Raw genomic sequence first — 13,088 nt, forward strand, 5'->3', positions numbered from 1 at the left:
TTTGGTAATATCAAACCCCCTTTTTTCACAGAAGAAGTAATGTTCACTATGACTCAAGTCGCGAAGAAAATTCTGGTAACGTGCGCGCTGCCGTACGCCAACGGCTCCATCCACCTCGGCCATATGCTGGAGCACATCCAGGCTGATGTCTGGGTCCGTTACCAGCGAATGCGCGGCCACGAGGTAAACTTCATCTGCGCCGACGATGCCCACGGCACGCCAATCATGCTGAAAGCTCAGCAGTTGGGTATTACTCCGGAGCAGATGATTACCGAAATGAGTCAGGAACATCAGACTGATTTTGCCGGCTTCAACATCAGCTACGACAACTATCACTCCACGCACAGCGACGAAAACCGCGAGCTGGCCAGTGTGATTTACGGTCGCCTGAAAGAGAACGGGTTTATTAAGAACCGCACCATCTCTCAGCTTTACGATCCGGAAAAAGGCATGTTCCTGCCGGACCGTTTTGTGAAAGGCACCTGCCCGAAATGTAAATCTCCGGATCAGTACGGTGATAACTGCGAAGTGTGCGGCGCGACCTATAGCCCGACCGAACTTATCGAGCCGAAATCCGTGGTGTCCGGCGCGACGCCGGAAATGCGTGATTCCGAGCACTTCTTCTTCGATCTGCCGTCCTTCAGCGAAATGTTGCAGGCTTGGACCCGCAGCGGCGCGTTGCAGGAGCAGGTGGCGAACAAAATGCAGGAGTGGTTTGAATCCGGTCTGCAACAGTGGGACATCTCCCGCGATGCCCCTTACTTCGGCTTCGAAATTCCGGACGCGCCGGGTAAATATTTCTACGTCTGGCTGGATGCGCCTATCGGTTATATGGGTTCCTTCAAGAACCTGTGCGACAAGCGCGGCGATAGCGAAAGCTTCGACGCTTACTGGAAAAAAGACAGCGATGCCGAGCTGTATCACTTCATCGGTAAAGACATTGTCTATTTTCACAGCCTGTTCTGGCCGGCGATGCTGGAAGGCAGCGGCTTCCGCAAGCCGACCAACCTTTTTGTCCACGGCTATGTGACGGTGAACGGCGCGAAGATGTCTAAATCCCGCGGCACCTTTATTAAAGCCAGCACCTGGCTGAACCATTTTGACGCTGACAGCCTGCGCTATTACTACACCGCCAAGCTCTCCTCGCGTATCGACGACATCGACCTGAACCTGGAAGATTTCGTCCAGCGCGTGAACGCCGACATCGTTAACAAAGTGGTCAACCTGGCATCCCGTAACGCAGGCTTTATCGCCAAACGCTTTGACGGCGTGCTGGCGTCTGAACTGGCTGATCCGGCGCTGTATAAAACCTTCACCGATGCCGCACAGAGCATTGGCGAAGCCTGGGAGAGCCGCGAATTTGGCAAAGCGGTGCGTGAAATCATGGCGCTGGCTGACGTGGCGAACCGCTACGTTGACGAGCAGGCACCGTGGGTGGTGGCGAAACAGGAAGGCCGCGACGCCGATCTGCAGGCCATCTGCACCATGGGTCTGAACCTGTTCCGCGTGCTGATGACCTGGCTGAAGCCGGTGCTGCCGGAGCTGAGCGCCCGCGCCGAAGCTTTCCTCAACACCACCTTCGAATGGGATGCCATTAACCAGCCGCTGCTGGCACACAAGGTCAACACCTTTAAGGCACTCTACAACCGTATCGAAATGAAACAGGTTGAAGCGCTGGTGGAAGCCTCGAAGGAAGAAGTGAAGGCGGCAAGCGCACCGGTTTCCGGCCCGCTGGCAGACGATCCGATTCAGGACACCATCACCTTTGATGATTTCGCGAAAATCGATCTGCGCGTGGCGCTGATTGAAAACGCCGAATTTGTGGAAGGTTCAGATAAGTTGCTGCGCCTGACGCTGGATCTGGGCGGCGAGAAACGTAACGTCTTCTCCGGCATCCGTTCCGCGTACCCGGATCCGCAGCCGCTGATCGGCCGCCTGACGGTCATGGTCGCCAACCTTGCGCCACGTAAAATGCGCTTTGGCATTTCTGAAGGCATGGTGATGGCCGCCGGTCCTGGGGGCAGCGACATCTTCCTGTTAAGCCCGGATGACGGTGCAAAACCTGGTCAACAGGTGAAATAATCCCAAATACGCTTAATTGGGCGCTGTTTATACAGCGCCCTTTTTTTATTGCACTATGATTTCAGGGATGGTGATTATTTCTAATATTAAGGAGCAGTATGAACATCTTAAAAAAATTGGGCGCACTCGTATTTACAGCGTTTGTGGTTGTTGCGCTGAGCGGCTGTGGCGATAAAGAAGAAAGCAAAACCTTTACCTGGTCAGACGGTAAAACCGATTTATCCCTGACCTATTACTACAAAAATGACGTAGTACTGCGTCAGACAGCGAAAAATACCCTGCACTATGCGGGTCTGGGCGTTGCGAATAAAGAAGAAGCGATGCAACGTCTGGGGCCAATCAGCGAAAAATATAAAGAGATTAAGGGCGTGGAAGAGAGCCTGGAATATGGCGATACCTCTGCAACCGAAACCCTGACCGTGGATTACAGCAAAGTTGACCGCGACGCGCTGCAAAAAATTCAGGGCGCGGAGTTTACCGGTGATGTGAAAGAAGGCGTCAGCATGTCTAAGTCTGAAGCCCTGCTGAAATCTCGTGGTTTTAAAGAAGTTAAAGAGTAAGTGTGATATTGCCCGGCGGCGCAAGCTTGCCGGGCCTACACAAACCTCATCGCCCTGTAGGCCGGCGTAAGCGCAGCGCCACCCGGCAAATCCCACGCCAATTCACCCTACCCGTAGGCCGGCGTAAGCGAAGCGCCACCCGGCGCAAAATCCTTATTTCGCGGCGTGCACACGGGTCGCCAGACCACGCAGGAAATAGCGCAGGAACTGATCCCCACATTCACGGAAGTTTTTATGATCCGCCGCGCGCATCATGGCGGTGATCTCCGGCATCGACACACGGAACTGCTGCGCGGTTAAAATCGCGAGAATATCGTCGGTTTTCAGGTTATAGGCGATACGCAGTTTTTTCAGCACGATATTGTTATTCACGCGACGCTCTACCGCCAGCGCAGGCGCCGATTCATCCCGGCCACGCTTTTCATAAATCAGACCATTCAGGAAGCAGGCGAGCAGAATATCCGGGCAGCGCACAAAGCCCTCTTCATCTTCCTTGCGCAGCCATGGCACCAGCTGTTCTGCGGTGACATCCGCTTCACCCAGCGCGAAAATACGCAGCAGATCTTGATTGTTGAATTTAGAGATATAGCGGACGCTTCGTAAAATATCGTTACTGATCATAGTGCCTTCGGTGGAGAAAAATACAAAAACGCAGTTTACCACGATCCCCGCGTTTTACAGACCCAGCGCTTCTTTTAGATGTTTCAGATAACGACGGCTGACGGGCACCGTATGCCCTTCACGCAGCAGCAATTCAGCCTGACCATTATCCTCAAAGCGGATCTCTTTTAAGTGCGCCATATTCACCAGATATTGCCGGTGACAGCGCATCAGCGGCGTACGGCTTTCCAGAGTGCGCAGCGTCAGCTCCGTAAAGCCCTCTTTGCCTTCGTGACTGGTCACATACACCCCGCTCAGGCGGCTGCTGACGTACGCCACATCGTCCATCTGCAACAGATAAATGCGGCTGTGCCCGGTGCAGGGAATAAACTTCAGCGGCGCCTGATTTTCCGGCAGCACCGAGACGTCCTGCACGCCGCGCTCCTGGCGTAAACGCGTCAGGGTTTTTGCCAGTCGCGGCGATGCAATGGGTTTGAGCAGATAATCAAAAGCATGCTCTTCGAAAGCCTTCACCGCATATTCATCAAAGGCGGTGAGAAAGACCACGTAAGGCCGGTGCTCAGGATCGAGCATGCCCACCATCTCCAGCCCGCTGATGCGCGGCATCTGAATATCCAGAAACAGCACGTCCGGGCACAGTTTATGCACCGCGCCTATGGCTTCCACGGCGTTGGCGCACTCGCCGACGATCTCAATATCGCTTTCATCTTCCAGCAGAATACGCAGATTTTCCCGCGCTAAGGGTTCGTCATCGACGATCAGCACTTTTAACATGCGCTTTCCTCCACAGGTAAACGTAGGGTAATTCGGGTAAAGCGATCCGGCTCGCAGGTCACGGCGATACCGCAATCATCGCCAAAACGCGCCCGCAGGCGCTTATCCACCAGGCTCATGCCCAGCCCGCTGGCATTGGCCTTCGGCTGGTACAGACCCGCGTTATCTTCAATATCCAGCACCATATACTGCCCGTCGAGACTCGCCCGGATAGTGATCTCCCCCACGCCCAGCAGCTGTGAAGTACCGTGCTTAATGGCATTTTCAACGATGGGTTGCAGCGTAAAGGCGGGCAGTTTGTGCCAGGACAGCGCCTCCGGCACAAACAGCTGCACCTGCAAACGCGACTGGAAACGCGCCTGCTCGATTTGCAGATAGGCGTTCACATGCTCCACTTCATCCGCCAGCGTCACCACTTCCGACGGGCGTTTTAAGTTTTTGCGGAAAAAGGTCGACAGGTACTGCACCAGTTGCCCGGCCTGCTCGCTGTCGCGGCGGATCACCGCCTTCAGCGTGTTAAGCGCATTAAACAGAAAATGCGGGTTCACCTGCGCATGCAGCAGTTTGATCTCCGACTGGGTGAGCAGCGCTTTTTGCCGCTCGTACTGCCCGGCAAGGATCTGCGCCGACAGCAGCTGCGCGATCCCCTCCCCCAGCGTGCGGTTAATGGAACTGAACAGGCGGTTTTTCGCTTCATAGAGTTTGATGGTGCCCATCACCCGCTGATTCTCGCCGCGCAACGGGATCACCAGCGTCGAGCCCAGCTTGCACTGGGGATGCAGTGAACAGCGGTACGGCACTTCATTGCCATCCGCATAGACCACTTCCCCGGTTTCCAGCGCTTTTTGCGTCCAGCGCGAGGAAATGGGCCGCCCCGACAAATGGTGATCGTCGCCGATGCCTTTAAAGGCCAGCAGCTTTTCGCGATCGGTGATGGCCACCGCGCCAATGTCCAGCTCCTGATAGAGCACCTGCGCCACCTTCATGCTGTTTTCTTCGTTAAACCCCTGGCGCAAAATGCCTTCGGTGGAGGCCGCCACCTTCAGGGCAGTGGCGGAAAAGGCGGAGGTATACTTCTCAAACATCGCCCGTTTATCCAGCAGGATGCGCATAAAGAGCGCCGCGCCGACGGTATTGGTTACCATCATGGGCGCGGCGATGCTGCTCACCAGATGCAGCGCGTCTTCAAACGGGCGGGCGATCAGCAGAATGATCAGCATCTGCACCAGTTCCGCCACCAGCGTAATGGCCCCGGCGGTCAGCGGACTGAATACTTTATCGGTGCGGCCGCGTTTGATGAGGAAACTGTGCACCAGGCCGCCCAGCAGCCCTTCGACGATGGTGGACACCATGCAGCTGAGCGCCGTCATGCCGCCCATGGAGTAACGGTGTAACCCGCCGGTCAGCCCCACCAGCCCGCCGACCACCGGCCCGCCGAGCAGACCGCCCATCACCGCGCCAATGGCGCGCGTGTTGGCGATGGAGTCTTCAATGTGCAGGCCGAGATAGGTGCCCAGAATGCAGAAAATGGAGAAAGTGACATAGCACAGCAGTTTATGCGGCAGCCGGACGGTGACCTGCATCAGCGGAATAAACAGGCGCGTTTTGCTCATCAGCCAGGCGATGACCAGAAACACGCACATCTGCTGCAGCAGCAGTAACACCAGATTAAACTCGTACATACCCAAACACCGAAACCGCATAAAGCGCGTAACATACAGGGCGCCGGGGATCCTTTCTGTGAAACCGCCGGAAAAAATCAAAAAAACGTGCCCGCCATCACAATAACGCCGCCTGTTGTCACCCTTTCGTATGCCTGGCGAATAAAAAACAAGCAAATGAGAGCCGTTCGCATAACAGCGTCTACAGTTAGACCAGGACCCGTGCAAAGGTGAAACTATGGCGCTATACACCATCGGTGAAGTGGCTCAGCTGTGCGACGTTAATCCTGTTACCCTGCGGGCCTGGCAACGCCGTTACGATTTGCTGACGCCACAGCGCACTGATGGCGGGCACCGGTTATTTAATGATGCGGACATAGATCGCATCCGCGAAATCAAACGCTGGATCGACAGCGGCGTGCAGGTCGGCAAAGTCAAAACCCTGCTGTGGAATGGCGCGGCGGACAGCGAATATAACTGGCGGGAGCAACAGGAGCGTCTGCTCGGTTATCTGCAATGCGGTAATCTTCCCCGTCTGCGGCTGTGGATCAAAGAACAGGGGCGCGCGTTCCCGGCCCATACTATCATCACGCAATTACTCATTCCTTTGCGTCTGCGCCTGCGCTGCCAGGATCCGACGCTGCTCGCCATGCTGAGTCTGCTGGACGGCGTGCTGATCAACCATATTTCGCTGTGTCTTACCTCGTCGCGGAAGAAAAGCAGCAATGATGCGCTGGTGGTCGGCTGGAATATTCACGATACCACGCGGCTGTGGCTGGAAGCGTGGATCGCAAGCGAGCAGGGCTGGCGCACCGGTGTGCTGGCGCATTCCCTGACGCAGTTGCGCCCGGAGCAGTTTACCGGGCATACCTTAATGGTGTGGTGCGGCGATGCGCCGACGATTTCACAGATACAGCAGATGGCCAGCTGGCGGGATGCCGGGCATGCGATCCAGATGCTCGGCATTTAATGGTTCGTTAACACTTGCGCTTCACGGTATACTCCCTGCGTTAATCATCAGGAGTAAAACATGAAGGCGTCCAAAATCCTTGTCACCACCCTCTTTCTACTTATGGCTATCGGCGGCACAGGCGGCGTGATGCTGGCGGGTTACTTCTTTATTCTGCGTGCTTAGTCATTGTCCGCGCCAGGCGCTCGAATCCGCGATCGACAATAATCGCGGCCAGCGCCACCAGTAGCGCCCCCTGAATGACATAGGCGGTATTAAAGCCGGAAAGTCCGATGATAATTGGCGTGCCGAGGGTATTCGCCCCCACGGTCGAGGCGATCGCCGCCGTGCCAATATTGATGATCACCGAGGTGCGCACGCCAGCTAAAATCACTGGTGCCGCCAGCGGTAATTCCACTTTCACCAGCCGCTGCCAGGCGCTCATCCCCATGCCTTCCGCCACGCTTATCACCCCCGCCGGTACGGCGCTAAGCCCTGCCAGCGTGCCCTGCAAAATCGGCAATATGCCGTAGAGGATCAGCGCGATAATCGCCGGATCGCGGCCAAAGCCCATCACCGGCACGGCAATCGCCAGCACCGCTACCGGCGGAAAGGTTTGCCCCACCGCGGCGATGGTTTCCACCAGCGAGCGAAATTCAAGCCCTGCCGGACGCGTCACCGCGATCCCCGCGCCGACGCCGATGATCACCGCCGTCACGCTGGAAATCCCCACCAGCCAGAAATGCGCCAGGGTTAAGGTAAGAAAGGATTCCTGCTGATAAACCGGGCGCGGCAGCTGCGGAAACCAGGCGCTGAACAGCGTGGCGCTGTGCGGCAGGGCCACCAGCAGTGCAATAAACAGAGCAATAAGCCACAACAGCGGATCACGGATGACCTTCACGGTTGGCCTCCGTACTGAGCAGATCGCGAAAATGCAGGCTGCCGCAGGCAATGCCCTGCGCATCCACCACCGGCAACACGTCGCGCTGCTGTGCCACAAAGGCCGAGAGGGCGTCGCGCAAGGTCAGGTTTTCACTGAGCGGTTCGCCTGCGGTCGCATCCCCGGCGCGCTGATAATCTCCTACGCGGCGCAGGGAGAGCAGACGCACGCCCAGTTCGCTGCGACCGAAGAATTCGCGCACGAATGGCGTGGCCGGATGGGTGAGCATCTCCAGCGGCGTGCCCTGTTGCACCACTTTACCGTTATCCATCAGCACCAGATGATCCGCAAGCTGTAAGGCTTCGTCGATGTCATGCGTGACCAGCACAATGGTGCGCCCGAGCAGCTGATGAATGCGGCGCATCTCCTGTTGCAGCGCCCCGCGCGTCACCGGATCGAGCGCGCCGAACGGCTCGTCCATCAGCAGCACTTCCGGATCCGCCGCCAGCGCCCGCGCCACGCCGACACGCTGTTGCTGACCGCCGGACAGTTCATGGGGATAGCGCGAGCGCAGGCCGGGATCCAGCCCCAGCAGCGCCATCAGTTCATCCACCCTTGCGGCGATACGCGCCCGCGGCCATTTCTGCAACTGCGGCACGGTGGCGATGTTTTCCGCCACCGTCCAGTGGGGAAACAGACCGATGGACTGAATGGCGTAGCCCATGCGCCTGCGCAGCGTCAGCATCGGAAAGGAGCGGATCTCCTCACCGGCAAACAAAATGGTGCCGGTATCGTGCTCCACCAGCCGGTTGATCATCTTCAGCGTGGTGGATTTACCGGAGCCGGAGGTGCCGATCAGCACTGTGAACGCGCCGGTTTTGAAATGCAGATTCAGATCGCTGACCGCGTCCTGACCATTGAATGCTTTGCTGACCTGTCGAAATTCAATCATGCCTGTTTTACCTTCAGCAGCGCGAGCCACAATCCGAATAATGCGTCCACCACCACTGCCAGCGCGATCACCGGGATCACGCCGAGCAGCACCAGATCCAGCGCGCTACTTAGCAATCCCTGGAACACCAGCGCGCCAAACCCGCCCGCGCCAATCAGTGCCGCAATGACCGCCATGCCGATGGTCTGCACCGTCACCACCCGCAGACTGCGCAGCAATAAAGGCAACGCCAGCGGCAGGCGCACCTGCAAAAAGCGCTGCCGTGCGCTCATGCCCATGCCGGCGGCGCTTTCCAGCACCTCGCGCGGTACCTGGTTTAAACCGGCCACCACGCCGCGCACCAGCGGCAGCAGCGCATAAAGAATGAGAGCAATCAGCGCAGGTGTCAGGCCGGTTCCAGCAATGCCAAGCTGTCCCAGCACCGGAAAGCGTTGCACCAGACCGGCGAGGGGCGCGATCAGCAGACCAAACAGCGCCACCGAGGGCACCGTCTGAATAACGTTAAGCACCGCGAACAGCGGCCCCTGGCGCGACGGATGGCGGTAACACCACAACCCCAGCAGCCCGCCCACCAGCAGCGCAGGCAGCAGCGTGCCGACCAGCAACAGCAGATGGCGGGCCAGCGCATCATCAAACACGTCCTGACGGTTGGCGTACTCTTTCAGCAGGGAGAGATCGTTAAGATAGCCATAGTGCAGCAGAAAAAGCGGCAGGATCCAGATTTGCGCATGTAACAGCCAGCGCCAGACCGGGCCTGCCGTCAGGCGACGAATGGTATCGCTGGCGGCAAGCAGCGCAAGCGCCAGCCACAGCCACAGACCGCTGCCCATGGACGTACGGGCAAGCGTACTGCCCTGCTGCGCCAGATCCGTCGCCGCCTGGCCTGCCGCCCATACCAGCACGATAAACAGCCCTTCCGCGAGGATAAGCGTGGCGGCCTGCGGCCAGCGACGGGGCAGAAAACAGAGCGCCATCAGCAGCAACGGCGCTGCCAGCCACAGCCATGACGAGGCCGGCCAGATTTGCCATAACAGGCGGGTTTCGCCGGATACCAGTCGGTTCGGCGCATAATTAACAAAGGGCAGCAGCGAGGCTGCCAGCGCGATCAGCGCCAGCAGCAACACCACGCGATTATGACAACGGATCAATACCATCCCATCCTGTGATTACTTCACCAGTCCTTTTTGCTTCAGGTAGTCAGCGGCGACTTTCTTCGCGTCCAGCCCTTCCACGGCGATGCTGGCATTCAGCTGTTGCAGCGTTTTTTCATCGAGGCTGGCGAAGACCGGCTTCAGCCATTCGTCCAGCTGCGGATACGCTTTCAGCACCGACTCGCGCACCACCGGCGTTGGGGCGTAAATCGGCTGTACGCCTTTCGGATCGCTCAGGGTTTGCAGACCCAGCGCCGCCACCGGGCCGTCGGTGCCGTAGGCCATGGCGGCATTCACGCCGGAAGTTTGCTGCGCCGCGGCTTTAATGGTCACAGCGGTATCGCCGCCCGCCAGCGACAGCAGCTGATCCTGATTCAGGTTAAAGCCATAGGCTTTTTCAAAGGCGGGCAGCGCATCGGCGCGTTCGATAAATTCCGCCGACGCCGCCAGTTTGAAGGTGCCGCCCTCTTTCAGGTAACGGCTCAGATCGTCAAGGGAGGTCAGCTTGCCCTTCTCCGCCACGTCTTTACGCACGGCGATAGTCCAGGTGTTGTTGGCGGGCGCAGGCGTCAGCCAGACCAGCTTGTTCTGTTCGGCATCCAGTTTTTTGACTTTTTCATAGCCCTGCTGCGCGTTTTTCCACGCCGCGTCGTTTTCATCTTTAAAGAAGAACGCGCCGTTGCCGGTGTATTCCGGATAAATATCCAGCTCGCCGGAGGTGATCGCCCCGCGCACCACCGGCGTGGTGCCGAGCTGCACTTTATTAACGGTCTTCACGCCGTGGCTTTCCAGCACCTGCAAAATGATATTGCCCAGCAGCGCGCCTTCGGTATCAATTTTGGACCCGACTTTAATCGGCTCTGCCGCCAGCGCCGGCAGGCTCACCGCCGCGATCAACGCCAGTGAGCCGAGCATCCCCTTCTTAATTGTCATCGTGCTTTCCTCGTTATTTGCCGTCTGCTATCAGCAGCTTGTGTAAAAAGCGTAGACGATATATCGCTAGTCTGCGGCCTTCCCGGGCAGCTTTAACGGTACGGTCATGATACTGGCCGAAAAATAGAGCAGCGCAATGACCCACAGCGTGCCTTCGACGCCCAGCGGCCCCACGCACAGCGTGACGATAACAGGCCCGGCAAAATTGCTCAGCCCCGAGCCAAGATTAAGACAGGAGATGGCGGCCCCTTTGTTATCCGGCAGCAACGAGGGGATCAACGCGCTCAGCGGTCCAAACGCACCAAGGCCGATGGCATAGAGCGCAAGCGCCAGGAACAGCGCGGCATTGCTGTGACCAAAGATCACCGGCGCATAACAGACCGCCAGCGACGCCAGCCCGCAAAGGGTGCCGGAAAACCACATCACCGTATTGCGCCAGCCGATGGTGTCCCCCAGCCAGCCGAACAGATAGCTGGCGAAAATATTCACCGCGTTGACCAGCCCCCAGATGGTCAGCCATTCGGCAATGCTGAAGCCGAAGCGCGGCAGATACACCGGCATGAGGATCACCAGCGAAAATTTGCCGATGTCATTGATGGTTTTGACGATCACCGCGAGGCGCATTTTCGGTTCGCGCACCAGCACCATAAGTCCCTCGCCCATCGCCTGGCGGATGCTCTGGCTGCGGGTGAAACGGGGTCTGTCGCTATTGAGGATCAGCGCGCATACGGCCCCCAGCGCAACAAAAATAAAACCGCTGGCCAGGGTGGCGGTTTCCCCGATGGCAGGCAGCATCAGTCCTGAATACCAGGGTCCGACAATGGTCATGCCGACGCCAAAGGCGATCCAGAACCACGATACCGCGCGGCCTAATATCCGCGCTTCGCAGCGCTGGTTGATCCACACCAGAAAGGAGTAGGCAAAAAGCGGATAGGCCACACCGCGCAGGGCATAGCTGACGATCATCATCGGATAGTGGTTATCCGGCAGAGCGACAAAAATAAAGGGCACCGATCCGGCGAAATAGCACACCGTCGCCGCCCACATCAGCCGCCGCACGCCCAGTACGCCCGCGCCGATGCCGGAAAACCACGACACCGCCGCCACGCACAGGCCGAAAATTGAGGACAGCAGGCTGATATCGGTGGCCGCGAAGCCGCGCGTTTGCAGCATCGACGCCAGCCAGCTCTGTTCGATGGTCGCGCCGGTGATAAAGAGAAAGACGCCGATAAATCCCCAGCAAAGCTCGCGGGGCAAGCCGAGGCGCGCCCAGACGCCCCGCTGGATAAAAAGGCTTTGATCCATGATGTTATCCTTAACAAGATTTTCGTCCCTGAAGGTGAAGGCCGCATTATGCGGATTACCGCCCGCCATTTTTGTGACGCGCTTTCTGAGTCTGGTGAAAACGTACTACAGTGTGCCGATAAATCTTTTACAGGACAGGTTAAGCGAGTATCAGATGTCACAATACTGGTGGAAGGATTTACTCGACCGCAATGGCCACTGGCAGGGGCTGGAACTGCAGGTGCAGGAAAGCGACTCTCCCGTGCAGGCCATGGAAATGTTAAGCGGCCATCATGGCCGTATGGCGCTACAGCTCCAGGGAGAAACACTGTTCTGGGCCACGATGCTTGCGGATCACTCAGGCGTCTGGCTGGTGTTTAATGCCGATCATCCGGGCCAGCAATCCTTGTTGCCGCCGGTGACTTCCGCAGACGTGGAATGGGTCCAAAAGCAGGCCGTACACGATCCGCTAAGCGAATGGTGTCGCTATTTTGCCCGACAGTTAATGACGGCCCCCACGCCGTTGTTGCCCGCGCGTCGGTGGTTGTTAAGACCCATGATGCCAGTAAGCGCAGCTCCGCGCCCCCTGGCGCAGCGACAGCCCGTTGCCGACTGGCGTTTTGAGTCGCCGACAAGCGCCGGAAATATCGGCTGCGACTGGGTGCTCTATGGCGAAGATTTCCCGGATGTAGCAGACCCGCAAAAAGTCATGCTGGTGGACTGGTGGTGGGGAGGCAATTTACTGCGGGGCCGCTATCCGATCGACCGCGATGCGGGACGCCTGAAATGGTGGCGGAAAAAAAGCCGTGAAGGGACATTGCCGCCGGTACTGGTCTGGTACATTGCCGGGCTGGCCTCCTTTGTGATCCTCGACGGACATTATCGCCTGCAGGCAGCAATCGATGAGGGCATTGCCCCTGAATTTGTGGTGCTCAGTGAACTGAATGAGCGGACGTTTACGCCGGATCCGGGCCAGCAGGCGCGGGTCGTTAAGGCATTAGAGATGCAGCAGCAGCGTAATCCGGGGTTTAACGTTGAGGGGATCAATCAGACCTTGATTAACCTTTATGATACCCGCTATCTGTACGCGTCCACCCACAGTCGGGCGATCCTCGGCGAGGGCACGGGCTGGGCGCGGGATTTAAGGAATTATTTGCAAAAGCATCAGTTGAGTGAATATCTGGGACGCATCATGGCACGGGTGAGTGAATAATAAATTTTGTATCCATTGTGACGCGCAG

Annotated in this window: 13 protein-coding genes; 5 read left to right on the forward strand and 8 right to left on the reverse strand. The window is 57.7% G+C overall.

Annotated elements, in window-relative coordinates:
• Positions 1 to 48: 48 nt before the first annotated feature.
• Entirely contained in the window at positions 49 to 2,082 is a 2,034-nt protein-coding gene (metG, locus tag QRD42_RS17730; RefSeq protein WP_072569486.1) for a methionine--tRNA ligase, read from the forward strand.
• Between the two features lie 98 nt (positions 2,083 to 2,180).
• Positions 2,181 to 2,642 (forward strand): YehR family lipoprotein, encoded by a 462-nt coding sequence (locus tag QRD42_RS17735; protein WP_072569098.1) that lies wholly within the window; start codon positions 2,181 to 2,183, stop codon positions 2,640 to 2,642.
• Positions 2,643 to 2,795: 153 nt separating this feature from the next.
• Here the strand turns inward: QRD42_RS17735 and QRD42_RS17740 are convergent, their stop codons facing one another.
• Genes QRD42_RS17740 through QRD42_RS17750 form a run of 3 tightly spaced genes read right to left on the reverse strand, consistent with a single transcriptional unit; the run spans position 2,796 to position 5,719 of the window.
• The gene (locus tag QRD42_RS17740) at positions 2,796 to 3,263 is read right to left on the reverse strand and encodes a DUF1456 family protein (RefSeq protein ID WP_072569099.1); all 468 of its coding nucleotides are present in this window, start codon (positions 3,261 to 3,263) and stop codon (positions 2,796 to 2,798) included.
• Between the two features lie 54 nt (positions 3,264 to 3,317).
• Positions 3,318 to 4,037, reverse strand: a complete 720-nt coding sequence (gene btsR, locus QRD42_RS17745; RefSeq protein WP_321987761.1) for a two-component system response regulator BtsR — start codon at positions 4,035 to 4,037, stop codon at positions 3,318 to 3,320.
• A complete protein-coding gene (locus QRD42_RS17750; protein WP_321987762.1) occupies positions 4,031 to 5,719 on the reverse strand; it encodes a sensor histidine kinase in 1,689 nt (562 codons plus the stop codon). Before QRD42_RS17750 ends, btsR begins: the two co-directional genes overlap by 7 nt.
• 217 nt (positions 5,720 to 5,936) lie before the next feature.
• On the opposite strand from QRD42_RS17750, the gene QRD42_RS17755 reads away from it, so the two are divergent.
• Positions 5,937 to 6,668, forward strand: a complete 732-nt coding sequence (locus QRD42_RS17755) for a MerR family transcriptional regulator (protein ID WP_321987763.1) — start codon at positions 5,937 to 5,939, stop codon at positions 6,666 to 6,668.
• A 60-nt stretch (positions 6,669 to 6,728) separates the two neighbouring features.
• Positions 6,729 to 6,833, forward strand: coding sequence for a protein YohO (locus QRD42_RS17760; RefSeq protein ID WP_072569103.1), 105 nt, complete (start codon positions 6,729 to 6,731; stop codon positions 6,831 to 6,833).
• Here QRD42_RS17760 and QRD42_RS17765 read toward each other — a convergent pair.
• The 5 genes from QRD42_RS17765 to QRD42_RS17785 all read right to left on the reverse strand — a co-directional run bounded on the left by QRD42_RS17765 (position 6,817) and on the right by QRD42_RS17785 (position 11,868).
• Positions 6,817 to 7,548, reverse strand: a complete 732-nt coding sequence (locus QRD42_RS17765) for an ABC transporter permease (protein WP_321987764.1) — start codon at positions 7,546 to 7,548, stop codon at positions 6,817 to 6,819. The genes QRD42_RS17760 and QRD42_RS17765 overlap by 17 nt on opposite strands.
• Positions 7,532 to 8,479: an ABC transporter ATP-binding protein gene (locus tag QRD42_RS17770; RefSeq protein WP_321987765.1), complete on the reverse strand. Its 948-nt coding sequence runs from the start codon at positions 8,477 to 8,479 to the stop codon at positions 7,532 to 7,534. The genes QRD42_RS17765 and QRD42_RS17770 overlap by 17 nt, the downstream gene beginning before the upstream one ends.
• The gene (locus QRD42_RS17775) at positions 8,476 to 9,633 is read right to left on the reverse strand and encodes an ABC transporter permease (RefSeq protein ID WP_321987766.1); all 1,158 of its coding nucleotides are present in this window, start codon (positions 9,631 to 9,633) and stop codon (positions 8,476 to 8,478) included. Before QRD42_RS17775 ends, QRD42_RS17770 begins: the two co-directional genes overlap by 4 nt.
• A gap of 12 nt (positions 9,634 to 9,645) precedes the next feature.
• A complete protein-coding gene (locus QRD42_RS17780) occupies positions 9,646 to 10,563 on the reverse strand; it encodes an ABC transporter substrate-binding protein (RefSeq protein WP_321987767.1) in 918 nt (305 codons plus the stop codon).
• A 66-nt stretch (positions 10,564 to 10,629) separates the two neighbouring features.
• The gene (locus QRD42_RS17785) at positions 10,630 to 11,868 is read right to left on the reverse strand and encodes an MFS transporter (RefSeq protein WP_321987768.1); all 1,239 of its coding nucleotides are present in this window, start codon (positions 11,866 to 11,868) and stop codon (positions 10,630 to 10,632) included.
• Between the two features lie 154 nt (positions 11,869 to 12,022).
• Here QRD42_RS17785 and QRD42_RS17790 point away from each other — a divergent pair, with 154 nt between their 5' ends.
• Positions 12,023 to 13,060 carry a hypothetical protein gene (locus QRD42_RS17790; protein ID WP_321987769.1) on the forward strand — a complete coding sequence of 346 codons (1,038 nt, stop codon included), beginning with the start codon at positions 12,023 to 12,025 and terminating at the stop codon, positions 13,058 to 13,060.
• Positions 13,061 to 13,088: the final 28 nt, after the last annotated feature.

The sequence above is a fragment of the Enterobacter sp. PGRG2 genome (genome assembly GCF_030291195.1).
Taxonomy (GTDB): Bacteria; Pseudomonadota; Gammaproteobacteria; order Enterobacterales; family Enterobacteriaceae; genus Enterobacter_D.